The 23,729-nt window shown below is 72.9% G+C and carries 20 protein-coding genes; 7 read left to right on the top strand and 13 right to left on the bottom strand.

Annotated features, from left to right (window positions below; all coding sequences use genetic code 11):
• Positions 1 to 151: 151 nt before the first annotated feature.
• The 7 genes from ACN9M0_RS38085 to ACN9M0_RS38055 all read right to left on the bottom strand — a co-directional run bounded on the left by ACN9M0_RS38085 (position 152) and on the right by ACN9M0_RS38055 (position 7,988).
• Complete coding sequence (locus ACN9M0_RS38085; protein WP_426405147.1) at positions 152 to 1,141, bottom strand: nucleotidyl transferase AbiEii/AbiGii toxin family protein; 990 nt, start codon at positions 1,139 to 1,141, stop codon at positions 152 to 154.
• Entirely contained in the window at positions 1,138 to 1,749 is a 612-nt protein-coding gene (locus ACN9M0_RS38080) for a hypothetical protein (RefSeq protein ID WP_366040148.1), read from the bottom strand. Before ACN9M0_RS38080 ends, ACN9M0_RS38085 begins: the two co-directional genes overlap by 4 nt.
• 142 nt (positions 1,750 to 1,891) lie before the next feature.
• A complete protein-coding gene (locus ACN9M0_RS38075) occupies positions 1,892 to 2,974 on the bottom strand; it encodes a hypothetical protein (RefSeq protein ID WP_426405146.1) in 1,083 nt (360 codons plus the stop codon).
• Between the two features lie 60 nt (positions 2,975 to 3,034).
• Positions 3,035 to 3,595, bottom strand: coding sequence for a hypothetical protein (locus ACN9M0_RS38070; RefSeq protein ID WP_366040146.1), 561 nt, complete (start codon positions 3,593 to 3,595; stop codon positions 3,035 to 3,037).
• Positions 3,596 to 3,701: 106 nt separating this feature from the next.
• Complete coding sequence (locus tag ACN9M0_RS38065; RefSeq protein ID WP_426405145.1) at positions 3,702 to 5,336, bottom strand: HEAT repeat domain-containing protein; 1,635 nt, start codon at positions 5,334 to 5,336, stop codon at positions 3,702 to 3,704.
• 235 nt (positions 5,337 to 5,571) lie between these two features.
• Positions 5,572 to 6,948: a pyridoxal phosphate-dependent decarboxylase family protein gene (locus ACN9M0_RS38060; RefSeq protein ID WP_399694902.1), complete on the bottom strand. Its 1,377-nt coding sequence runs from the start codon at positions 6,946 to 6,948 to the stop codon at positions 5,572 to 5,574.
• A 164-nt stretch (positions 6,949 to 7,112) separates the two neighbouring features.
• The gene (locus ACN9M0_RS38055) at positions 7,113 to 7,988 is read right to left on the bottom strand and encodes a FadR/GntR family transcriptional regulator (protein ID WP_366040143.1); all 876 of its coding nucleotides are present in this window, start codon (positions 7,986 to 7,988) and stop codon (positions 7,113 to 7,115) included.
• A 157-nt stretch (positions 7,989 to 8,145) separates the two neighbouring features.
• Here ACN9M0_RS38055 and ACN9M0_RS38050 point away from each other — a divergent pair, with 157 nt between their 5' ends.
• The 5 genes from ACN9M0_RS38050 (at position 8,146) to ACN9M0_RS38030 (ending at position 15,749) form a co-directional block, all read left to right on the top strand.
• Entirely contained in the window at positions 8,146 to 9,564 is a 1,419-nt protein-coding gene (locus tag ACN9M0_RS38050; protein WP_426405144.1) for an MFS transporter, read from the top strand.
• Positions 9,565 to 9,627: 63 nt separating this feature from the next.
• Positions 9,628 to 11,268, top strand: a complete 1,641-nt coding sequence (locus ACN9M0_RS38045; protein WP_399694907.1) for an amidohydrolase — start codon at positions 9,628 to 9,630, stop codon at positions 11,266 to 11,268.
• A 271-nt stretch (positions 11,269 to 11,539) separates the two neighbouring features.
• Entirely contained in the window at positions 11,540 to 11,632 is a 93-nt protein-coding gene (locus tag ACN9M0_RS38040) for a putative leader peptide (RefSeq protein WP_352028280.1), read from the top strand.
• A gap of 127 nt (positions 11,633 to 11,759) precedes the next feature.
• Entirely contained in the window at positions 11,760 to 13,163 is a 1,404-nt protein-coding gene (locus ACN9M0_RS38035) for a sulfatase (RefSeq protein WP_399694909.1), read from the top strand.
• 486 nt (positions 13,164 to 13,649) lie between these two features.
• Complete coding sequence (locus ACN9M0_RS38030) at positions 13,650 to 15,749, top strand: SpoIIE family protein phosphatase (RefSeq protein ID WP_399694911.1); 2,100 nt, start codon at positions 13,650 to 13,652, stop codon at positions 15,747 to 15,749.
• Positions 15,750 to 15,763: 14 nt separating this feature from the next.
• On the opposite strand, the gene ACN9M0_RS38025 is transcribed toward ACN9M0_RS38030, so the two are convergent.
• The 4 genes from ACN9M0_RS38025 to ACN9M0_RS38010 form a co-directional block, all read right to left on the bottom strand.
• Positions 15,764 to 16,630, bottom strand: a complete 867-nt coding sequence (locus ACN9M0_RS38025; protein ID WP_399694913.1) for a hypothetical protein — start codon at positions 16,628 to 16,630, stop codon at positions 15,764 to 15,766.
• A complete protein-coding gene (locus tag ACN9M0_RS38020) occupies positions 16,630 to 17,052 on the bottom strand; it encodes a hypothetical protein (protein WP_399694915.1) in 423 nt (140 codons plus the stop codon). Before ACN9M0_RS38020 ends, ACN9M0_RS38025 begins: the two co-directional genes overlap by 1 nt.
• Before the next feature lie 13 nt (positions 17,053 to 17,065).
• Positions 17,066 to 19,975 (bottom strand): CHAT domain-containing protein, encoded by a 2,910-nt coding sequence (locus ACN9M0_RS38015; RefSeq protein ID WP_399694917.1) that lies wholly within the window; start codon positions 19,973 to 19,975, stop codon positions 17,066 to 17,068.
• A 116-nt stretch (positions 19,976 to 20,091) separates the two neighbouring features.
• Positions 20,092 to 20,871, bottom strand: a complete 780-nt coding sequence (locus ACN9M0_RS38010) for an NAD(P)H-dependent oxidoreductase (RefSeq protein WP_426405143.1) — start codon at positions 20,869 to 20,871, stop codon at positions 20,092 to 20,094.
• Positions 20,872 to 21,011: 140 nt separating this feature from the next.
• Between ACN9M0_RS38010 and ACN9M0_RS38005 the strand changes: the two genes are divergently transcribed.
• Positions 21,012 to 21,860, top strand: a complete 849-nt coding sequence (locus tag ACN9M0_RS38005; RefSeq protein ID WP_366040134.1) for a helix-turn-helix transcriptional regulator — start codon at positions 21,012 to 21,014, stop codon at positions 21,858 to 21,860.
• Between the two features lie 208 nt (positions 21,861 to 22,068).
• Complete coding sequence (locus ACN9M0_RS38000) at positions 22,069 to 22,692, top strand: phosphoribosylanthranilate isomerase (RefSeq protein WP_366040133.1); 624 nt, start codon at positions 22,069 to 22,071, stop codon at positions 22,690 to 22,692.
• Between the two features lie 40 nt (positions 22,693 to 22,732).
• Here the strand turns inward: ACN9M0_RS38000 and ACN9M0_RS37995 are convergent, their stop codons facing one another.
• Together ACN9M0_RS37995 and ACN9M0_RS37990 are read right to left on the bottom strand one after the other, a co-directional pair.
• Complete coding sequence (locus ACN9M0_RS37995; protein WP_366040132.1) at positions 22,733 to 23,248, bottom strand: hypothetical protein; 516 nt, start codon at positions 23,246 to 23,248, stop codon at positions 22,733 to 22,735.
• Entirely contained in the window at positions 23,248 to 23,493 is a 246-nt protein-coding gene (locus ACN9M0_RS37990; protein ID WP_055639523.1) for a helix-turn-helix transcriptional regulator, read from the bottom strand. Before ACN9M0_RS37990 ends, ACN9M0_RS37995 begins: the two co-directional genes overlap by 1 nt.
• Positions 23,494 to 23,729: the final 236 nt, after the last annotated feature.

Here is a 23,729-nt window from a genome sequence, read left to right as displayed (position 1 = left end):
GCCGAGAGATGCGCTCCCCTGGGCGGCGTGCGCGGCACACGGGAACGCGCCGATGTGCGCCCCCCTGCGCGACCGCCATCGAGGGCCACCGCTCAGAACGTGCCCGCATGCCGGCCCGTCACCGGTCGCGGCCAGGGGCACGGGACAGCCCTCAGGGCGTCCCGAGCACCGGAGCGAGGGCCGCCAGCAGACGGGCGCCGAGGTCCCGCCGCGCGGCCAGCGTGTCCGGGTGGGTGTCGTCGAAGCCTGTCCAGTCGACCTCGCGGACGGCGTTCTCGAACATCCCGAGGTTCAGCGGCTCGTTCAGGTGGCCCGGCCACTCGTCCGCCTCGCTCAGCACCGTCTCCAGGAGGGCGAGGGGCAGGACGCAGCTCTCGGCGAGGAGGACCGCGTCGTACAGGTCCTTGGCCTGCGGATACATGTCGCAGCTCAGCCACATGAGCTTCCAGGCCAAGGACAGCTCCCGGTCCGCGGCCGGCACGCGGACGCCGGCGACCTCGGTCGGCCGGGGCGGGGTCGGGAGGTTCTCCTGGAAGACGAAGTCGAGCTGGACCTGACCGCCGGGCAGCCCGGGGGCCGTCCACGGCAGGACCAGACGGTGACCGGGCACCCGCTCGTACGTCCAGATGTACTCGGAGACGGCGCCGGCCGCCGAGATCGACAGGTCCGAACCGCTGACCTCGGCAAGGCGCTCCGCCGCCTCGGCGATGCCGTCGAGCATGGCGCGGGTGCGCGGCTCCTCGATGCGCCAGGTCCCCGGGACGACGACGAAGTCGATGTCCTTGGGGGCGCGGGCGGCCTCGCCGAACCAGGCGGACATCAGCATGCTGCCACGCAGTACGAGGGAGTCGGCCCACGGCGAGCCGGCGACGGCCGCGAGAACGAGCTCCAGGGCCGCACGCCGGGCCACCCGCCACCGTGCCCGCAGCTCCGGGTCCTCGACGACGCCGTCACCGGGCCGGTAGGCCTCGTCGAAGTGCTTGAGGGCCGGGTCGAAGACCAGGTGCCGGACGGCCGCGTCGCCGATGCCGGCGGTCAGGGTCTGCGGGTGCCCGTCCTTGCGGCGCACGTGGTCGGCGCGGGGCTCCGCGCCGGTGCCCGGCCCGTCCGGGATCGACGGCGTCCACGGCTTCTCGTTCATACGGCCTCCTCCAGCCAGCCCTCGTCCCACGACAGGTCGCTGTCGGAGAGGACGAACTCCCGTTCCTGCGCGAGCAGATCGTGTCCGGCGGCGACCAGCTCTGCGACGAGCGCGTCGCAGGCGCGTCCAGCCGCGTCCGCGGGCCCCGGGTGCCGCTGGGTCACGAAACGCTCGTGCCGCCCGCCCGGACCGGGCAGAACCCTGCGGGCGTTCCACGAGACGTGGGCACCGTGCGGCATCACGAGGACCTCCAGCGCGGCCCGGTCGTACGCGGCGGGCAGCCCCAGCTTGAGGTGGTGCTCGTAGTAGCCCCCGCCGGGACCTGCGGGCTCCCTGCTCCACGGCACCGTCTCGACCTTGACCCGCACCGGCTCGAAACCGGCCGCCCGCAGCCCGGCCACGACCGCCGGGTGACCGGTCCGATCGGGCAGGGTCAGCATAGGCTGGACCGGCGTCCGGCCCCGGGCGAGGACGATCGTGGTGGCCTTCAGACCCCGGTCCGCCGCCCACTCGCCGAGTCGGGCCCGCTCCCCCTCGGTCCGGCAACGGACCGTCACATGCGTCTCGTAGACGTCGTCGACCTCGTACATCTCGAACCCCTCGTACACCGCAGCGATTCTGGCAGACAGGACGGCGGGGGCTCATCCGGGTTTCCGGCCCGAGCGGACGTGCGCGCGGCGGACGGCAGGCTTCTCGACGACTCGGGCGGCTGTGAAGCACGGCGCAGGGGCGGCCCGGAGGCCGGTCGGGTCACTGGAAGCTGAGCCTGTGCGGGTGGGTCGGGTCGGTCGGGCAGGTGTGGATGCGCATGAGGCCGCGGCCCAGGTAGACGCCGACCGGGTCGATCACCCGCGGGTCGTCCGCCGCGTCGCGGTCCTCGACCGGCAGCCAGCTCCGCGAGGCGCCGTCGCATTCCACCGTGGCGACCGTGAGCAGGGGCGGCATCGGCGTCCCGCACGCGGGGCAGCCCATCGGCCTGGGGTCGGTCAGGTGCCAGGAGGCGAAGCCGCCGGCCTTCCAGCCCGGGGCGATCGAGAGGTCGCTCATGTAGTCGATCTCTTCGGGCTCCTGCGCGCGGGCGGCGGCCATGGCGGCCTCGTACTCCTCGTACGTCGCGTGGTTCGCGGGCGGGGACGAGTCGTACGCGCCTTCGTCGTCGACCTCGTCGAGGAGGTCTTCCTCCCACTCGGCGATCTCGTCCTGGAGGTCCTCCCCCAGCAGCCCGAGGTACTCGTGCTCGACGACCTGCTCCGGGTGGAGGACACAGGACGTGGGGACGCACTCCTCACGGCCCGCGACAGGTGGTTCGGGCTGCGGGGCCAGTACCGCGCCGACATCGGCCGCGCGGCGCCACCGCAGTTCCACGTCGATGGACCGCTCCGGGCCGTGGACCTCGAAGGGGCACCAGAACACCTGGAGCAGGTCGGGGCCCTCGGGGCCGACGAGGTCCGGCACGTCCCGGACGTAGAGCTGGGCGACGGCCAGCATCGGCAGCGGGTCCTCGTCGCAGAGCCCCGGGACGTGCCTCCTCCGTGTCATTCCGTCGAGGAGCCGCCTCTCCTCGTCGGTGAAGTCCCGCCCCCGGGCCTCGTCCTGGACGCGTCTGCGGAGCCGCACGTCGGACAGGAGGTGCCCCTTGGCCTTGGGGTGTACGGAGGTGCACACCGGCCACGGCTCGTCGGCGGGCCACAGCAGCGGCCCCGCCACCGAGCTGTCCTCCGGCTTCGCCGTGCCCTGCCGGGGGTGCAGCCGCGTCGTCGTCCGCCGGTGCCGGGCGAGGGCGGGGAACACCGCCTCGATGTCGACGGGGCGCGGGGGCGTGGTGCGGGTCATCCGCGGCTCCTCCAGGGGCGGTTCGGATGTGAGCTGTCGGCCCCGTGGGGCGCGCCGGTGTCAGCGCCGGGACGCTCCAAGGGTCTGGTCGGCCGACGAGAACCGGTGCTCCGTCGGCTTCAGTACTTCGTAGAGGTAGCCGAAGTACGCCGTATCCGCAGTTCCGGTGAGCACCGCCTGCAGGAAGGCCAGGCACCCCATGTCGTGGTGCTCCCACAGCGGGCCGCGCCCCTCGTTGTAGAGCACGGTCCACTCGTCGGGCTGCTGATGGGGCCGTGCGAGCCAGTACAGGAACGCCCCTGTGCCCTCCTCGAACGCCCACGGCAGGACCCTGGCCCCCGCCTCCAGCAGGCCGGCGGGCTTCGCCTCGAACTCCCACAGGTCGGCCAACTCCTCGTCCCGTTCCCTCACCTGCGTCTGCAGGTCGCATTCGCTGTAGGCGGAGTCGGGGACGAGCAGCCAGATCGTGTCGTCGAAGATTCCGTCGCCGTATGCGTCGACGAGCCGCTTGTAGTCGGTCGGCAGAGGCGAACCCAGGGCCCGCTCGGCCTGCGCCCAGTCCACCGGCGACGGATCGGCGGGCGGCGGGCAGAGACGGACGAGGGCATCGAAGGCGGTCACGGGTAGGACGCTACTCGACCCGCCCGTGCGCGTCGGGGGCCCCGCGATGCCTACGGCGTTGCGCACGACGGCGAGCGGCACCGGTCGACCGTCCGCGGCGCTGCCGTCAGCCCCGGCAGCCATACGCCGCGGACACCTCCGCCAGTCCTTCCAGACCGCCGTCAGCGCCGCCGCCCATGCCCACGCGGGCGAGCAGGAGCACCCGGGCCGGCACGCCTGCGGCCGCGTAGGCGGCGAGCCGGTGGTGGCCGTCCAGCACCACGCCGATCAGCCACCGCTCCTCGTGCCGGGCCTCCACGTACCGGTCGTCGATCCAGCCGAGGGCCACGGCGGCGGGCCGCTCCCCCGCCGCGATCGCGGCCGCGTGCCGGGCGACGGTCGCCGCATCGAGCGCCTCCGGCGGCTGCGAGGGCAGAACGGCGCCGTATGTGTGGGGCACCCGGCCGCCGGGGACGGGCGCGGCGAGCTGGAAGTGCGCGACGCCGGGCCAGTGATCCTCGGGGCTGTCCTCGGCGTACTCGGAGACGTCGTCCTCCTCCGCCCCGGCCGCCACACGCCGGAACCACCACGACCGGGCCGGCTCGGTCACCCGCTCCAGCGGGAGGTCGAGCAGCAGAGCGCGGTAGTGACCGGTCTCCAGCTCGCCGAGCACGGGGCTGAATTCGGCGAGCAGCGCGGCGTCGATCCGGTCCAGGCGAGCCAGCCGCCCGCGCATGCGGGCGGCGATCCGGGCCGCCTCGTCGTCCGGCCAGTCCAGCAGTGTCAGACCCAGCTCGCACGTGTCGCACAACGAGCCGACCCCGTACAGCGGCTTCCCGTCGAACGTCAGGGACCGGTCCCAGCGTGGCCAGGCGCCGCCGGGCGACGGCGGGTCGAAGTCGCCCCGGATCCGGCCGGCGCCCCCGTCGACGGAGAACCGGGCCAGAGCGGCGGACTCGACGACGAGGTTGCGCACCGTCGCGGGCGCGCGCTCGGTGCGGCCGTCGGCCCAGGCGGCGCGTACGGCTGCCGCGTACGCCGCCCGGTTCGCCCCCTCCGGCAGGAGCGGGTCGCGTCCGGTGAGCCGTACGAGCGCGTGGTGGACGTCGTACACCCGCTCCTCGCCGCTCTCGGCCAGCCATCGCAGCAGGTGCGGTACGGCGGCGGGATCATCCATCAGCTCCAGGGCGACGACGAACGCGGTGTGGCCGAGCCCGGTCACCTCGGACAGCCGCCCGGCGATCTGCTCCGTCCACTCGCGGGCACCGAGGCGGCCCAGCGCGAGCGCGGCCCGGTCGCGCGGCGCGGCGGGGTCCCCGAGGAGGGCGCCGAGGCGCGGCAGGAAGGACGGATCGCCGGAAAGGCCCATGGCGTCGACGAGCTCGGGGGCGGGCGCGACGCCGGCCCGAGCGCCCTCCCCACCGGAGGCCGGGGCCTGCCCCGCGTACGCGTGCAGCAGTTCGGCGGGCAGCCGCAGGCCGCGCGAGACGGCGGTCGTCAGCAGGTCCCGGCGGTCGTCGGCGGGGAACTCGGGCTCGGCGAACAGCCGCAGCAGCACCGCGTCGCCGGGCTCGCCGAGGGTCCGAAGGAGCCAGGTGAGGTACGGGCGGGAGGCCCGGTCCGTGTCCGACCGGTACAGCTCCTCGACCGCCTCGGCGAGACCGCCGGGTCGGTCGGCGTTCGGCGCGAACAGCGCGGTCCACGGGTCGTCGGCGCACAGGGCGGCGCGGAGACGTTCCTTGACGGTGTCGTGATCCCCCATGCAGGCAGTATCCGCCACGAACGGCTCGGCAGCGGTGGCTGCTGGACGGCAGCGGGTAGGGGGCTCTCCGGTGACCTCCAGGTCCAGCGGGGCACCGGCCTGATCGACACGGCACCCCCCAGGACCCGTTCGGCGGTCACCGGGTCGCCGGCGAACTCGGCGAATCGACCACCGGTGGTCGGCGCAGGCCCTCGCCGGGACGGCCGAAGAGTCCCCGGTCCGGTCGCCGAGGTCGTCAGGCGCCCTGGGTCAGGGAGTTGATGATCGACTCGACCGTCTCCTCCGTGATGCCGGGGTGGAGGAAGGCCAGGCGGGCGACCGTCTCCCCTTCCCAGACGCTCGGGGTGACGAAGGCGAGTCCGGAGGCGAGGAGCTGCTTCGACCAGGCGTAGTAGTCCTCCGGGTTCCAGCCGGCGCGGCGGATCAGGACGACCGTCAGCTCCGGCTCCCGGAGCAGTTCGAGGCCTTCGTTCGCTTCGACGAGGCGGGCCGTGTGCTGGGCGATCTCGGCGCCTCGGGCCACGGCGTCGCGGTAGGCGTCGGTGCCGTGGACGGCGAGGGAGAACCACAGGGGCAGGCCGCGCGGGCGGCGGGTCAGGTGGTAGGCGTAGTCGCTGGGGTTCCAGTCCGCTTCGTGGTCCTCTCCGTCCGCTCCGTGGATGGCGTCGAGGTAGGACGCGTCCTGGGTGTGCACGGCGCGGGCGAGGCGCGGTTCGCGGTAGAGGAGGGCCCCGCAGTCGAACGGCGCGAACATCCACTTGTGCGGGTCGACGACGAGGGAGTCCGCGTGTTCGATGCCGCGCAGGCGCGCGCGGAGCTCCGGTACGAACAGGGCCGCACCGCCGTAGGCGGCGTCGACGTGCAGCCACAGGTCACGGGTCCGGGCCTGTTCGGCTGTGCCGGCGAGGTCGTCGATGATGCCGGCGTTCGTGGTGCCGGCGGTGGCGACGACGGCCACGACCGGCGCGCCGCCGTCGGACGCCGCCGTGTCGAGCGCCTCCGCGAGGGCTGCGCCCGTGAGCCGGTGGTCGGCGGTCGGAACGACCAGCGGTTCGACGCCGATGATCCGCAGCGTGTTGCCGACGGAGGAATGGACCTGGTCGCTCACCGCGATCCTGACGGGAGCCGTCGCGGCCAGGCCCAGCCGGCGCCTGCCGGTGTCCCGCGCCACGACCAGCGCGGAGAGGTTGCCGGCCGAACCACCGCTGACGAAGCACCCACCCGCGCTCTGGGGCATTCCGGCCAGGTCGGCGAAGAGCCGCAGGACCTGGTTCTCCGCGGCGACGGCGCCCGAGGCCTCCAGCCAGGACACGCCGTGGAGCGAGGAGGCGGAGAGGACCATGTCGAACAGGGCGGCGGCCTTCGTCGGTGCCCCGGGGATGAACGCGAGGAAGGCGGGGTGATCGCAGGAGACGACCGTCGGCTCCAGCGCGTCCGTGTAGGTCCGCAGCACCTCGGCCGGTCGGCGCGGCCCGCTGCCGATGGCATCCTTCAGCGCCAGGGCGAGCTCCTCGTGCTCGCCGAGCCGGCCCAGCGGCGGAGGGTCGAGGCGGAGCCGGTCAAGGAGATGGCCCATGACCTGCTGGGTGAGGTCCTCGTCGTAAGCGTGCACGGAGGGCTCCTGTCGGAACGAGCGAATTAATGGGTCTGTAGCAAACCCAATTCGGACCCTAGGCGTCCGCCCCCGCGCTCGTCAACCGCTTCGCCCGTCGCAGCCGATCGCGAGGCGGGCGGTGCCCCCGGAACCAGATACCGCCGCCGCGCCCGGGACGCCCGTCAGTCGGAGGCCGAGGCGAACTGGTCCAGGAGGGCGAGGAACTGCCGGTGGGACTCCTGGAGGTGCTCGCGCATCCGGCGCTCGGCGGTCTCCCCGTCGCCCGACAGGACCGCCAGGGCGATCGCCTCGTGCTCCTCCCGGAAGGCGCGCCCGAAGTCCCGGTCGGTCGGATAGACCGGCGTCCAGTCGGAACCCAGCCAGAGCGCGTTGCCCGCCACGAACATCTCGGTACGCGCCCGCGTGACGGCCTCCGCGAGCACCTCGTTGCCGCCGGCCTCGGCGACGCCGAGGTGGAAGCGGGTGTCCGCGCGGTGGTACTCGCCGAGGTCGGCGACCTTCGCGTCCAGCATGTCGACCAGCCCCCGCCGGCCCGACGCCGCGCCGCGCTCGGCCGCGAGACGGGCCGCGAACGGCTCGATGGCCTGGCGGTACTCCATGTAGTCACGCAGCGAGGCCCGGATGCCGGCAGCGATCACCGCCCGGCCGTGGCGGCCGCCCGGGGGTGCCGGGGCGACCCGCGTACCGCCGGAGCGGCCCAGGGTGGTGACGACGAGTCCCTCCTCGGCCAGTTCCCGTACGGCCTGGCGGACCGTGTTGCGACCGACCCCGAAGACCGTCGCGAGGTGCCGCTCGGTCGGCAGCTTGTCCCCGGGGCCGAATCCGCCGAGCGCGATCCGCTGGCGCAGCGCCTCGGCCACGACGGCGTGCGAGGGCGCCTGCCTGGCCGCGGCGCCGCTCACCCCTGCGGCGCCGTTCGTCCCTGCGGCGCCGTTCGCTCCCGCCGCACCCCGCTCCCCTGCCCCGTCCCCCTGCTTGCCCGGGCCCTCGTTCCGCTTGCCCGCGCCGTCGTTCCGGCTCACGCTCGTGCCGCCCATGGCCTGCCCCTCGACTCTCGATTCCGTTCCGCTCCGCCCGGTCAGTCTATTGGGATCGGACCGAACCCTATTGACAGCCCACTGGGAGGGACCTAGCGTCGCCCCATCGTTTTTGGGTCCACACGGAACCCAATCGATGTCCCCCAAGGAGCCACGTATGAGTCAGTCCACGGGCGCCGCAGCCCCCGCCGCCGCGGCGCCACGCCGCTCCGGGCCCTGGAAGATCGCCACGGCCTCGATGATCGGCACGACCGTCGAGTGGTATGACTTCGGCATCTACGCCACCGCCGCCGCACTCGTGTTCCCCGAGCTCTTCTTCCCCGAGATGAACCGGGCGCTGGGCACCGTGATGTCCTTCGCGACCCTGTTCGTGGGGGCCCTCGGCCGCCCGCTGGGCGCCGTCCTCTTCGGTCACATCGGCGACCGGCACGGCCGCAAGAAGGCGCTCATCTGGTCGATGACGCTCATGGGCGCCGCCACCGTGTGCATCGGCCTGCTGCCCACGTACCACCAGGCCGGTGTCCTCGCACCCCTCCTCCTCGTGCTGATCCGCATGATCCAGTCACTGGCCGTGGGAGGCGAGTGGGGCGGAGCGGTTCTGTTCGCGGTCGAGCACGCGCCGCCGCGCCGCAAGGCCTTCTTCGGATCCTTTCCGCAGGTGGGCGATGGTGTCGGCTACTTCATGTCGACCGGTGTCTTCGCCCTCATCGCACTGCTCGGGCACGACGCCCTGGCCGACTGGGCGTGGCGCCTTCCATTCCTGCTGTCCGCGGTGCTCGTCGTGGTCGGTCTCGTCATCCGCCGCTCCATGGACGAGTCGCCCGAGTTCGAGGCAGCCCGGCGTGCCCAGGCGGCCGCGGGCCCCGGCGGCCGGGACAAGGAGAGCGCCCCCGTGGTCGGCGTACTGCGGCACGCCTGGAAGACGTGGCTGCTGGCCACGGGCGCGTTCCTGATCACCGTCGGCGGCTACTACGTCGTCGTCACCTTCATGTCGACCTACGCCGTCACGGAGCTCGGCTTCACCGACGCCCAGGCGGCCGGGGCCGGAACCGCCGCCTCCGTCGTCGTCATCGTGTGCACCCCGCTCAGCGCGCTGCTCGCCGACCGGTACGGCCTGCGGCGCGTCACGCTCATCGGCGTCCTGCTGCACCTGGTCGCGGCCTTCCCGATGTTCTGGCTCGCCGACACCCGCTCGATCGCCGGCCTGTGGCTCGCCATGTGCCTGCCCATGCTCGCCAGCACGATCGCGTACGCCTCCCTGGGCACCCTCGCCGCGGGCTGGTTCGCGCCGCGAGTCCGCTACACGGGCCTGTCCATGAGCTTCCAGACCGCGGGCCTGCTCGGCACCCTGGCCCCCGCGGCGACGACCTGGCTGTACTCCGCCTTCGGCGACTCCTGGGTTCCCGTCGCGCTCGCCTTCGCGGGCATGGCGGCCGTCAGCGCCGTGTGCCTGATGGCATGCCGCCCGGCACCGGACGCGGGGCCGTCCCCCGACGCGACCGCCACGACCGCCACGACCGCGGAAGACGCGCTCTCCGGCGGTTCGGCCGATGCCGTGGGCGTCACCCGCACCTGACGGGCGCACACCCTCCGCCCCCGCTTCTCCCCGACCCTCACCCGCTGATCCGAAGGAGCCTCCGTGAGCCCCGCACCCGATCTCATCCTGACCCGGGCCCGCGTCCACACCGTCGACCCCGACCTCCCGCGCGCCGAGGCCGTTGCCGTGACCGACGGCCGGATCAGCGCCGTCGGCACGCACGCCGAGGTCTGCGCGCTCGCCGGACCGGCGACGGAGGTACGCGACCTCGGCGGGCGCATGCTGCTCCCGGGCTTCGTCGACGCGCACAACCACGTGCGCCTCGGCTCCGACTCCGACTCCGTGCAGCTCGCCGGAGCCCACACCCTGGAGGAGGTGCACGCCCGCATCGGGGCATGGGCGGCCGCGCACCCCGACGCAGAGTGGATCGAGGCGGAGGCCTTCGACTACGGGGCGATCCCCGGCGGCCGCATGCCCACCGCCGCCGACCTGGACCCGGTCACCGGCGACCGGCCCGCGTTCGTCTTCACGTACGACGTCCACAGCGTCTGGCTCAACACCGCCGCTCTCCGGCGCCTCGGCATCACCCGGGACACCGGCCGGCTGCCGTGGGGAGTCGTCCAGAAGGATCCCGCCACCGGCGAGCCGACCGGCTTCGTCACCGGGTTCGCCGTCCTCGGTCTCGCCCGCCGCGGCCAGCGCGCGCTGGCCGAGTTCCTGCCCTGGGCGAGCGAGGAGCGCCGCTACAAGCGCCTGTGCGCCTCGCTCGACATGGCCGCGGAGAACGGTCTGACCACCGTCGTCGAACCGCAGAACTCCCCCGACGACCTCTTCCTCTTCGAACGGGCCAGGAGCGAGGGACGGCTGCGTTCGCGGATCATCGCCGCGCTGTTCCATCCGCACGGGACCACCGCCGAAGAGCTCGACGAGTTCCAGGGGTGCGCCAAGCGGTTCGACGACGACCGGTTCCGTGTCGGTCCGCTCAAGCTCTACATCGACGACGTCATCGAGCCCCACACGGCCGCGCTGTTCGAGCCGTACGCCAACGAGCCCGGCAACCGGGGCCGTACGTTCTACGAGCCCGGGGAGTTCGCGGACGTCCTGACCGAGCTGGACCGGCGCGGGTTCCAGACGTTCACGCACGCCACCGGTGACCGTGGCATCCGCACCGCCCTCGACGCCCACGAGGCCGCACGCGCCGCCAACGGGCCCCGCGACGCCCGCCACCAGCTCGTCCACGTCGAGTGCCTGCACCCCCAGGACGTCGGCCGGTTCGCGGCCCTCGACGTCGTGGCCTGCATGCAGCCTCGGCACTGCGCCCCGGACGTCGCCGGCCCCGGCAAGGACTGGGCCGAGGGCGTCGGCGAACACCGCTGGCCGCATGCCTGGGCGTTCCGCAGTCTGCGTGAGGCGGGCACGCGGCTCGCCTTCTCCAGCGACTGGAACGTCGCCGAGATGAACCCGCTCGCCCACCTCTACACCGCCGTCACCCGCCGCGCCCCCGACGGCGGGGACGCGTGGGTGCCCGGCCAGACGATCGACCTGGCCGCAGCGATCGAGGCGTACACGATGGGCAGCGCCTACGCCAACTTCGTGGACGGGGACCGCGGTTCGGTGGCCGTCGGCAAGTACGCGGATCTGGTCGTGATCGACCGGGACCTGTTCGCCGTCCCCACGGAGGAGATCAAGGAAGCGTCGGTCGACGAGACGATCGTCGAGGGGGTCACCGTCTTCCGCCGCTGAGCCGACGGCCGCGCGCCGACGCCCCATACCTGTCGTATCGTCGCCGCCCGCCCGCCTCGGCACTCCCTGCACTCTCCGCTCTCTGCCCTCCCTGCACACCGAACGGCCCCGTCCGCGCCCTGGTCGCCGACGGGGCCGCGGACCGTCGGGAGCGATGTCGCCCCACGCTGCTCCCCGGGTTTGCGAGGGCGTTTCGATCATGCGAACTACGCGCGTCGACCAGCCCGTACGCCGTTGACGCCCCCGTCCGCCCCGACGAGACTCCTGCCTCATGCAGCCCCCGCGTGACCGCTCGGTCACCCTCGTCCAGCGCCGGCACGTGGACCTCGTCCGTGTCGCGAGCGCGGTCTGTCGCTGCGCCTGACGGCTCGGCTCCCGCTCACCGCGCCGCACCCTCACGGTCCTCCGCCCGCCCCGCCCGCGGCGCCGTCCCCCGCCCGCCGGGCCCCGGAGGCACGCCCGTACGTCCGCACGCCCTTCTGGAGATCCGTATGTCCACGCCCCTGTCCCGCCGCGCCCTCGGCGGGGCCGCCGCCGGTGCCGCCGCCGCGGCCGCCCTCGGCGCCAGCGCGCCCGCCGCACAGGCGACGCCCTCGACCCACCCGCAGGAGCGTCCCTTCCGGGCCGCGCACCCGCGCCGCCACTCGCGGCGCCCCAACATCCTCTTCATCCTGGGCGACGACCTCGGCTGGGCCGACCTCTCCTCCTACGGCTCCCCGCACATCCGCACCCCCCACCTGGACCGTCTCGCCCGCGAGGGCGTCCGCTTCACCGACGCCTACTCCGGTTCCGCGACCTGCTCCCCCACCCGCTTCAGCCTCTACACCGGCCGCTACCCGGGCCGTACGAAGGGCGGTCTCGCCGAGCCGATCGCCGACAGGTCCGCCGGCCTCGAGCCCACCCATCCCACGCTCGCCTCGCTGCTCCGGGACTCCGGCTACGCCACCGCCCTCATCGGCAAGTGGCACTGCGGCTACCTGCCCGACTACTCCCCCACCCGTTCCGGCTGGGACGAGTTCTTCGGCAACTTCGGCGGGGCCCTGGAGTACTACTCCAAGCTCGGTCTGGGCGGCGAGTACGACCTCTACGAGGGCGACGCCGAGTACAAGGACCTCCGCTACTACACGCGGATCATCACCGAGCGCGCGGAGGAGTACGTCAGCCGCGAGCACGAGAAGCCGTGGCTGCTCAACCTGAACTTCACCACCCCGCACTGGCCCTGGATCGCCGACGGCGACAAGGAGACGAGCGACGAGATCGTGCGCCGCATCAAGGCCGGCGACCGCTCCGCCCTCTGGCACCAGGACGGCGGCTCCGTCGAGAAGTACAAGGAGATGGTCGAGGACCTCGACCGCTCGATCGGGCAGGTCCTCAAGGCGCTCAGGCGCTCGGGCCAGGAGCAGGACACCCTCGTCTTCTTCGCCAGCGACAACGGCGGCGAGCGCTTCTCCTACAACTGGCCGCTCGCCGGGAACAAGGGCTCGCTCCAGGAGGGCGGCATCCGCGTCCCCTCGATCCTGCGGTGGCCCGCCCGGATCGACGGCGGCCAGGTGAGCGACCTGCCGGTGTTCACGCCCGACTGGACGGCGACCCTGCTCGACCTGGCCGGGGCCCGCCCCCACCCCGCTTACCCCCTCGACGGCACCAGCCTCGCCGGGCACCTGCTGCGCGGTGCCGAGGTCCCCGAGCGGGACCTCTTCTGGCGGGTGCGGGGCGAGCGGGCGCTGCGCCGCGGCGACTGGAAGTACTACCGGGGCAAGTCCGGCCGCGACCAGCTCTTCCACCTGTCCGAGGACTCCCGCGAGCAGGCGGACCGGGCGCCGTACGAGCAGGCGCGGCTCGACGGGCTGCGGGCCGCCTGGGAACGCATCGACGCGGGGCTCCTCCGCTACTGAGATCCCCCCTTTCCGAGGCGCTGAACAACACGGTCCGGCACGCGCACGCGGACCGGGCCGAGGCCGCGGTGATCCTGGCCGGTGACGCGGTCACCGTCGAGATCCGCGACAGCGCGGACGCCGTCCCGGCGGAGCGCGGCAAGGGCGTCGGGCTCCGCTCGACGGCGGAGCGGGCCGAGGATCTCGCGGCGCGTTCGAGCTGGTCGACACGGGTGCGGGCACACTCGTACGTGCCGTCATGCCGGGCGGCCGAGCCGGAACACATGTGGGACCTGAGGATCAGGCGCCTGGGACAGGCACCTGAGGAGACTGAGGCATGTCCGTACGGCCCGCCCGGCCGCGCCCGCCTTCCGGGGCCCGTCGACCCAGCCGGACGAGCCCCGGTCGCGGCCACGCGACGGAGTCCTCCGCTCGTGAGGTGCACGGTGGAGAGGGCACCATGGAGGGTGGCCGGTCCTCGGGCGCCGCCATGGAGGGAGCCGGGAGATGGAGCTGGATGGATCCGACGGGGCCGACGTGCAGGCCCGTGAGACCGGGCCCCTCCCACCGGGCGGGCTCCTCGATCTGCTGAGCGTGTCCGCGGTGGTCCTGGACAGCGGCGGACGGATCGTGTTCTGGAGCCCGCAGGCCAACGACGTCTTCGGCTACACCGCCGAGGAGGCGCTGGGCCGGCACGCGGCCCGTTTGCTGGTCCACGAGGAGCACAGCGATCTGGTCAGCCGGCTGTTCGCCGAGGTCATGGCCACCGGGGCGAGCTGGGCGGGGGCGTTCCCCGTACGGCACAAGGACGGCAGCACGCGGCTCGTGGAGTTCCGCAACATGCGGCTGACGGACGATCTCGGTGATGTCTACGCCCTGGGCATCGCCGCTGATCAGGTCGCTCTGGAGGGGATCGAGGCCCGGCTCGCGCTCTCGGACCGGCTGGTGTCCCAGTCGCCCATCGGTGTCGCCTTCCTGGACACCGACCTGCGCTATTCGATGGTGAACCCGGCCCTCGAGCGCATCAACGGCGTTCCCGCCGCCGATCACATCGGCCGCCGCCCCAGGGACATCCATCCGTTCTCCGGCATCGACACGGTCGAGTCCGCGCTGCGGCAGGTCCTGCTCACCGGCACTCCGCTGATCGACCAGTACGTCGTCGGCCGCACCCTGGCCGATCCGGACCGCGATCACGCCTGGTCGGTGTCGTACTACCGGCTGGAAGGAGCCAACGGGCGGGTGCTCGGTGTGGCGAACTCGGTGGTCGACGTCAGCGAGCGCCACCGGGTCACCATCGAGGCGGACCGGGCCCGGCGCCGTCTGTCGCTGATCGCCGAGGCCTCCGCCCGCGTAGGGACCACTCTGGAGGTGGACAGGACTGCTCAGGAGCTGGCCCAGGTCGCCGTACCGGACCTGGCCGACCTCGCGGCGGTCGACGTCCTCGACGCCGTCCTCGCCTTCCGCCGCACCAACGGCCCGCATGACGGGACGGAGCTGTTCCGGGCGCTCGCCGTCGCCTCCGCCCACCCCACCGAGGCCCTCGCCGCGGCGGACGCGGTGGGGGATCTCGCCGCCTACGGGGCCGACCGGCTCATCACCCAGTGCGTCCACACCGGCCGGCCCGTCGTCGTCGCCCACACGGGACCGGACGACCTGCTGCGCATCGCCCGCGACCCGGACGCCGCCAACGCCTTCGCCCGGGCCGGCGTGCACTCCTACCTCGCGGTGCCGCTGATCGCCCACCACGAGGTTCTCGGCGCCTTCGACCTGATGCGCACCCGCAATCCCCTGCCCTTCGACGACGACGATGTGATCCTCGCCGGGGAACTGGCCGCCCGTGCCGCGGTCGCGATCGACAACGCGCGCTGGTACCAGAGCGTGCGCAACTCCGCCGAGACCCTGCAACGCAGCCTGCTGCCCGGCCGGCACCCCCGTCTCGCCGGCCTGGACGTGGCCTCGCACTACCAGCCGGCCCAGGCCTCCAGCGAGGTGGGAGGCGACTGGTACGACGTCATCCCGCTGACCGGCGACCGTACGGCCCTGGTGGTCGGCGACGTGATGGGCAGCGGCATCGACGCGGCCGCGGCCATGGGGCGGCTGCGGACCGCCACCTGCGCGTACGCCGACCTCGACCTCGCTCCGGACCAGGTCCTGCACCATCTCGACAAGATCACCAGCGGGCTCGAGCACTACATCGCCACGTGCCTCTACGCCGTCTACGATCCGCACCGGCGCCGGTGCGACATCGCCAATGCCGGACACCTCCCGCCGGCCGTGGTCCGTGCGGGGCGGCCCCCCGAACTCCTCGACCTGCCCACGGGCGCGCCCCTGGGTGTCGGCGGGGTGCCATTCGTCACCACCGCCTTCGATCTGGGTCCCGGCGACCGGCTCGTGCTGTACACCGACGGTCTCGTCGAGACCCGCTTCCACCCGATCGACGAGCGTCTGGACACCCTGCTGGAAAGCCTCGGCGGACCGCATCGTCCCTTGCAGGACCTCTGCCGGTGGCTCCTGGAGGCCCTGCGGCACCCGGACGACCACGACGACGTCGCCCTCCTCATCGCCCAGGCCCGGCCCCTGACCCCGGCGGACACCGCCGCGTCGTAACCCGTGCCCGTACGTCAGGGTGGCGGCGGTGTGCCTTCGTCCGGGCGGGGCATGTAGGCGCCTTTGGCGAGGATGCCGTCGATCTGCCGGCCTTCGGCCGTGGTCACGCGCTGGTGGGGCAGCGGGACCCCCACGATGTGGGCCAGGCGCCGGAGTTGGACGTCGATGGCGGCCTCGCAGCTGACGCAGAAGTCGTCGGCGCCGCGGCGCCCCTGGGACCAGCCGAGGAGCACCAGTCCGAGGGCGAGGGGGGCGGCGGGCCACCAGAAGAGGGAGACGAGCAGGTAGGGCACGGCCCAGGCGACACGGACGGTGGCGGCGGCGTAGTCGTCCCAGGCGGCGGAGACGACCTTGGGGGTGCGGTCGTCGCGGAGTTGCCAGAGGCGGGGCCACACCCGGGCGAGGGACACGCCGTACTGGGCGGCGACCCGCTCGTCCACGAGCGCGAAGCGGTCGCCGATCCAGGTGGCGCGGTGGGGCAGATAGCGCTCGGGCACGGCGTAGCCGCCGCGGCGGGCGGTGTCGAGGGCGAGTCGGCGGCGCCGCCGGATGCCGGCGCGCATGAGCCGGCAGAGGGCGGCGGACCTGCCCAGCCAGAGCCGGTTCACGACCAGGCTCAGTTCCCTGACGAGGACGGCGACCACGGTGACGGCGGCGACGAGCAGGCAGCCGATGACGATGCCCTTCGTGGTCCGGGCGGTGGCGGCGAGGGTGTCCAGGCGCCGGACCAGGACGTCGAGGTCGAGTGCGTGGGCGGGGCCGGAGGGGGCCATCGCCCACGCGACGATCACGGCTGCGGCGAAGGGCACGCCGGGCAGGATCAGGAAGGCGAACCAGCGGTCGGCGATGCGCTTGCCGAGGTCGGAGAGGATGCCGTCCATCAGCCACCGTCCTCGGCGAGCATCGGGGTCCCGTCGAGGTGGCAGCGCGGTTCGGTGGCGTCGGCGTTGCGCCCCCGTGCGGGGCAGCGGCCGTGCGGGCAGCGGAACCGCTCGATGACGGGCCGCTCCTGCCAGGTCTCCTCGGCCGGGAGCCCGGAGGCGCGGGATCCCTCGCGCCGAAGTCGGAGTTCGCGCAGGGCTTCGGTGGCGGCCTTGCCCGCGCGGACCTCGGACAGTTCCCGGTCGAGGTCCGCCCGCCATCCGAACCTGTCGGCCTTCTGCCTGAGGTCGGGAAGGTTGACACAGAGCCAGCCCAGGGCGGCCTGTTCCTCGGTGACCTCGGCGGCTCGCCGGTCTTCGGTGTCCGGGGCCGTTCGGCGCGGCCGTCGCTGCCAGGGCCAGCGTCGTGCGGGGCTGGGCACGTGATGCACTCCTCTACGGTCCGATGTGCAGGAGGGAAGACCAGACGTCGACGTCGCGCGGGGCCGCGCGACGCAGCGACTGTGCGGCGTTGTGGACGGCCTGTGCGGCGCGCGTGCTGTCGGGTGCGCCCTGCTCGGTGAGCGTCCGGTACACCTCCCGGGCCGCGTGCCGGGCCTTGTCGCTGTCGACCTCCCACAGGGTGCCCACCACGTGGACGAACGACTGCAGGTGGAGCAGTGCGGCCAGGTGCACGGATTCGTCGTAGGCGCGTGGGTCGGGGGCGGCGGTGCTGCAGGCCGACAGGTAGCAGAACTCGGCGTCCGCCAGGCGGAGGTCGGCCAGCTGGTCGAGGGTGACCACGCCGTCGGTGACGGCGAGTCCGGAGGCGTCGGCGTGGCAGGCGAAGTGGACCCAGTGGGCGCCGCGCAGCTGTGCGAGGACGTCGGCGACGTGTGCGGGGTTGAGCGGCACGGCGTCGGGGAAGTGCCGCAGGAACTCCCCGGCCTCCTCGTCCACGGCAGGCAGGTCGGGCCTGCCGGGAGTGTGGCGTGCGGCGACGGCGAGGCTTCCCCGGGGCTCCACCACACGCTCGCCGGATCGCAGGAGGGCGCTGATCGTGGGGGTGTAGGAGGAGACGACCTCGTCCAGCAGGGCGGGCCCGTCGGGCCGGGTGTGGTGTCCGGCGGCGTGGAGGGGCAGTGCGGCCAGCGGTCCGGTCGGGCACCAGCGGATGCGTCGCTCGTCCCCCAGGTGGGGGGCGACGACACGCAGGACGGGAACCGCGAGGTCGTCCCAGAGGCGTGGAGCGATCACGTTGAGCATGGCCTGATGCCGGCCGTCGGGGTCGACCGACTGCTGGGCCCATGCGACGAGTTCGGCGTGGTCGAGCCTGTCGAGGGGTACGAGCACGGGCTTGGCGTCCGGGAGGAGGACGATCGCGTCGCACCGTGACGGGCTGACGTTGATCACCACGACGGGCCCGTCGGCCGCTGCTGCGGAGAGTTCCCGGTAGTCGCGCCGTCTGCTCATGCCGAGGGACGCGGACAGTTCGTTCCACTCCCGGCCCAGGCGGATGCGTCGCTCCACGTCGGCGCCCGCCTGGTTGAATCGCCACCCCGGCTCGTCGGGTACGTCGAGTTCGGCTCGGATCTCGTCGAGGCGGCGGGCCAGTTCGGGATCGGAGGCCCGGGTGGCCTCGACGCCGCCTCGCAGTCGGGCGAGCTGCCCCCACATCACGGCGCGCCCGTGTTCCAGGATCTCGACCGCCTCTTCCACGTGGCCGGCGGTGATCGCGGCCGCGGCGGCGGCTGTGGACGCGCCCTGCCAGCGGCTGAGCAGCCACCGTTGGTCGTCGCGGCGCAGCCCGACCCAGGCCAGCTGGGGCAGGAGCTCGACCGCTGTCCCGTAGCCCTCGGCGGACAGGGGTCCTCCGGCGCCGAGTTCACCGAGGCTCATCGCGGCGGCCAGCCTCTCCTGCAGGGGGGAGGAAGGGCTGTCGGCCGCCTCCCGCAGGCAGCGAGCGGCCTCCTCGGTGGCGCCTGACGCGGCGAGCGCCTGGGCGTGGACCGTCAGGCAGACGGCGTGCCCCGGGCTGCCGAGTCCGTTCTCCCGTACGAGGCGCCGGGCCAGGTCCTGTGCCTGGACGAGGTCGTCGTGGTCGCCGTGGGCCGTGAACCGTTCGAGGAGGGCTCGGACCATGTGGGGGTCGGGTTCGGCGCGCCGTCCCGTTCGGACGGCTTCGGTCAGTGCTGCCGGGTCCCCTGTTTCCCGGTAGTGCAGGAGATGGAGCTCAAGAAGGTGGTTGGCCGCCGTGGACGGGTACCGCCGCCTGACTTTTCGTACGAGGGCGAGGGCTCGGTCGAGGTCGGCGGGGTCCCCGCGCAACTCGTACCGGGCCGTCAAGGCGCGGGCCGTGGTGCGGCAGACGGAGTGCCATTGGGCCAGGGTGAACCAGAACCAGGGGCGGGGTCGGGCCGCGAGGGGGGTGAGGAGGGTGATCGCTCGTTCGAGATCGACCACCGCCCCGGTCCATTCGTAGCGGAGGATGAACGCCCGCGCCACGGTGTGCTGGATTCCCGGTCGGCCGATCGTGGCGAGGATCCGCTCGAAGGTGTGTTGCGGAGCACCCAGCGCCGAAGGGCCGTCCCCCAGCAGGCGGTCGAGGACGTCGGTGTCGTTTCCCCGCTCGGCCATCAGGTCGATCAGCGCCTCGGTCCGCCATGCCCAGGCCAGCGAGGAGAGGTCGTGGGAAGCGGACAGCCGGAACCGGTCGGCCTGCTGCGCCACTCCCCGAAGGGCTTCCTGTCTGGCGGTACCGGCGGCGACGCGGTCTGAGCGTGCGGCCTGGATGGCCAAGACGACCTCCACCAGTCCGAACAGCCGGTGCGCCGCCCACGGGGCGTACACCAGCAGGAGCGGGACCGCCATCTGGCCGACGCAGACGGCGACGAAGATCGCGGTGGGCCGGTCGGCCAGGAGGTCGTCCAGCTCCTCGCCCTTGCCCAGGAAGGGCAAGGCCAACGCGATCCAGGTCAGGCCCAGGAACAGGAGGTACCGGAGCAGCATCGCAAGGGGCCGCCGCACGAAGGCGAGCCAGGACTCCCCCACCATCCGGCGGTGCTTGACGGTCCAGCTCACCGCGACCACGGTGAGCGCGAAGCAGCCCGCGCCCACGAGCGGCACGACGTACGGCATCTGAGGTGGGTCGGGCGTGTACCACTGCAGTCGGTACGAGTCGAGATCGCGCCACGCGCCCGACCCCGGTTCGTAGAGCGCGTTGCGTTCGGCGTCGTACACCGGCTGGTCGTGCGGGCCGAACCGGAAGAGCCGGTGCTGTACCAGCCATATCCCCCAGGTCGCGCCCGCCAGTGCGGCGAGCGCGGTCAGACCCCACACGGCGAGCCGCCGTTTCCCCCGTTTCATCGCACAGAGGATACGGCCGCGGAAGCAGCCGTACATCTCCGGGAGTTGGAAGGGAGCGGCTCGCGGTCGGCCTGGTTCCGGCCGGGGCGGGAACTCGGCGTGTGGTCGGGCGGCGGTCAGCCGTCCACGTGCAGCCCGAATCCGGTGCGGCCCGCCGGCTCCAGGCCCTCCTTCAGGTGCAGCGAGGGGATCTCGTAGTCGCCGAAGTTCTGCTTCCGGAAGGCGATCGGCTCGGTCGACTCCAGGGTGAGCAGGCGCTGTTCCCAGGCCTTGGCGACGTCGCCGTAGTCCTCGTCGCTGATCCGGTCGGTGCCGTACAGCACGAACGGCGGAAGCACCTCGATGCCCGGGTAGTAGAGGATGCCGTGGTGGATCGGGAACAGCAGGTCGTCGATGGGGCCGTTGATCCCGCGGGCGGAGTAGTGCGACTCCGGGCCGCCGACGGTCACCGACAGGAGCGCCTTCCGGCCCGCGAGGGTGCCTTCGCCGAAGCGCTCGCCGTACTTGGTGTCACTGTGCTCCCCGACGCCGTACGCGAAGCGGTACGTGAACACCCGGTCCACCCAGCCCTTGAGGATCGCGGGCATCGTGTACCACCACAGCGGGAACTGGAAGATGACGGTGTCGGCCCACAGCAGCTTCTCCTGCTCGGCGCGGACGTCCTCGGTGAGCGTCCCGGCGTCGAAGGCCCGGCCCGAGTCCAGGGCGACCTTCAGCCGGCCTTCGACCGCGGGGCCGTAGTCGGCGGCGTCCACGACCGCCTTCCAGTTCATCGCGTACAGATCGCTCACCCGTACCTCGTGCCCGGCGGACTCCAGTGTGGACACGGCGAGGTCCTTCAGGGAGTTGTTGAGCGACTGCGGCTCCGGGTGGGCGTGGACGATCAGCGTCTTCATGGGGACTCCTTCAGGTCGGATGCCTTCGATCCTGGGCGCCACGGCGCCCGGTGTTCAGGGGCGCGTCTTCCGTCGGACCGGGCTTCCTGGTATCCGCAGGGCCACCCTCGCGGGGTGCCGCCGAGGCCATACTGGGGGGCATGGACGATCTTGCGGGCTTCCTGCGGACCCGGCGTTCCCGCATCGACCCGGCGGCCGTCGGTATCCCGACCGACAGCCGCCGCCGTGTCGAAGGGCTGCGCCGCGAAGAGGTCGCGCACCTGTCCGGAGTGAGCGTCGACTACTACGTACGGCTGGAACAGGGCCGCGCGACGCAGCCGTCCGAGCAGGTCCTCGACGCGCTCGCCCACGTCCTCGGCCTCGACGAGACCGAACGCGGGCACCTCTACCGGCTCGCGCGGCAGCGCCGTCGCCCCGTGAAGACGCCAGGCGGGCGCCTCCGGCCGGAGGCGCTGCGCGTCCTCGACCTGGTCGCCGACGCACCCGCGCTGATCATGAACCACCGTCTGGACGTCCTCGCCGGGAACCGTCTCGCCCGACTCCTCTACGGCCGGCCGATACCCGGCCTGAACACCGCCCGGCACATCTTCCTCGAGGAGGCCGAGCGGGGCCTCTACGCGGACTGGGAGAACTGCACCCTCGACGTCGTCGGGCATCTGCGCCTGGCCGCCGGCAAGCACCCCGACGACCCCCGCCTGGCCTCACTCATCGGCGAACTCGCGATGGGCAGCGAACGCTTCCGCCGGCTCTGGGCACGCGCGGACGTGCGCGCCCGCACGCATGGACGCAAGACGTACCGGCACCCGCTGGTGGGCCGTCTTGAACTGCACCATGAGAACTTCGCGCTGCCCGAGGAATCGGGCATGGAGCTGCTGGTCCTGTCCGCGGCCCCCGACAGCCCGGCCGAGGACGGACTACGACTGCTCGCGAGCCTGGACCAGAAGAGCGGAGACGCCCGGCGGAGGGCCAGGGACCAGGTCCACGAGTGAGGCGCGGGGCTGAGGCGACGTCGGACACCAGAAGCGGACCCTTCGGCACCGGGGCCCACTGGGAGCCGGTGCCGACATGTGCAGGACCGGCAGGACTCGTCGTACGCCTCAGAACACCGCGGCCACAGCGCCCCTGGTCCCCGTCGCGGTTGGTCCCGGGGTGGGTAGGCTCGGGGCTGACGTGCCGGGTTCAGTGGAGGAGAAGCACGTGTTCGTGAAGGTGTGTGGGCTCGGGACGGTCGCCGACATCGATGTGTCGGTCGCGGCCGGCGCGGACGCCGTCGGTCTGGTGATCAGCGGCACCAGTGTGCGGGGCCTCGACCGGGACCGGGCCGTGCGGCTCGCCGCACACGTGCCGCCGGGTGTCCTGTCCGTTCTCGTGGTCAACGACACCCCGGCCGCCGACGCCGCCCGCATCGCCCGTGAACTCGGTGTCGGTGCGCTGCAGTTGCACGGCACCGCGTATCACGCGGAGGACTTCACGGCCGCCGCGGAGATCTTCCCGCGCCTGTGGCGGGCCACGTCCTTGAGCGACCGGCCCGACACGCGCGTCGGCGCCTACGGCGAGGAGGTCCTCCTCCTCGATTCGCCCCGGGCGGGTTCGGGTGAGCCGTGGGACCTGTCCCTGCTCGAGGCGGCCCGCCCCGAGGGCACCTGGCTGCTCGCCGGCGGACTCTCACCGCACAACGTCGGCGAGGCGATCGGCCGGGCGCGTCCCTGGGGGGTCGATGTGTCCAGCGGCGTCGAGTCCGCCCCGGGCGTCAAGGACCACGAGCTGGTCCGTGCCTTCGTCACCGCCGCGAAGCGGGCCGCCGCCCCGCAGGAGGCCTGATCCCGGCCGGGCGCGGCCGGTCGACGGCCGCGCCCGGGCTTCAGGACTCGTCGCCGACGTCGTCGCCCAGGTCGTCCTGGACCCGCAGCCCCGCCACCCACAGCGGCATGATCCAGTGCACGGCGATCACGCCGACGAGGACCGGGGTCGCGGCCGCCCGGAGGGGTGCGTCCACCAGGACGCCGTAGGCGCCGGTGCCGAACGCGACGGCCAGGAGCAGCCACAGGGTGATGCGGTGGGCCAGGGCGCGGACCCGGTCGCGTTCGACCAGCTGGCGCTCGTCGAGCATCCGGCCACGCAGTTCGAGGAGTCCGCGTGTGGAGCCGTTGAGCATGCCGGTGAGCAGGATCCAGGGGAGCAACACCACGGCAACCACGACGGCGGGTCCGTATCCGGGCCCGAAGACCGTGGCGATCCAGGCGCCCACTCCGGTGACGGTGAGGGCGACGTGCGCCCCCACGAGGAGCCGGCGCCGGGTCACGGTGGCGTAGGCGGCTGCCGCCCGGCGGTCGTTCATCACGGCGTACATCCGCCGGTCGTAGCGCGTCGCGGTCATCACTGCTTCCTCCCGTAGACCTCGTCGGTGAGCGGCTGGAACGGCTCCAGGGAGAACAGCGCCTCCACCGGCAGCCCGAAGAACCGGGCCACCTTCAGGGCCAGGTCGAGGCTGGGGTTGTACTGGCCGCGCTCGATGTAGCCGATGGTCTGGTAGTGGACTCCCACTGCCTCGGCCAGTGCCTGGCGCGACACTTTCCGCTCTGCCCTGACAACGGCCAGCCTGTTGTGCACCTGCTCGCTCATGTATAAGAAGTACTACATCTCGCCGTAGACGCACAACATTGCTGGGTCGGGTTGACGCGCTCACGGTCGTCGTTCGCTCAAGGCGCGGTACGGAACGAACGTCCGGCGGTCACCCCGAAGTTGCGGTCCTCCGGCCGGCCCCTCGGAGCGCCGCCGAAACGTGTGGAAGGAAACAGCCCTCACCGCGCATCCCTTGAGCCCTTTCGTACGTCTTCCATGCGCCGGGTCCGTGTCCG

The sequence above is a fragment of the Streptomyces sp. R-07 genome (assembly GCF_049913175.1).
Lineage (GTDB): Bacteria > Actinomycetota > Actinomycetes > Streptomycetales > Streptomycetaceae > Streptomyces.
This window is presented reverse-complemented; position numbering and strand designations above follow the sequence as displayed.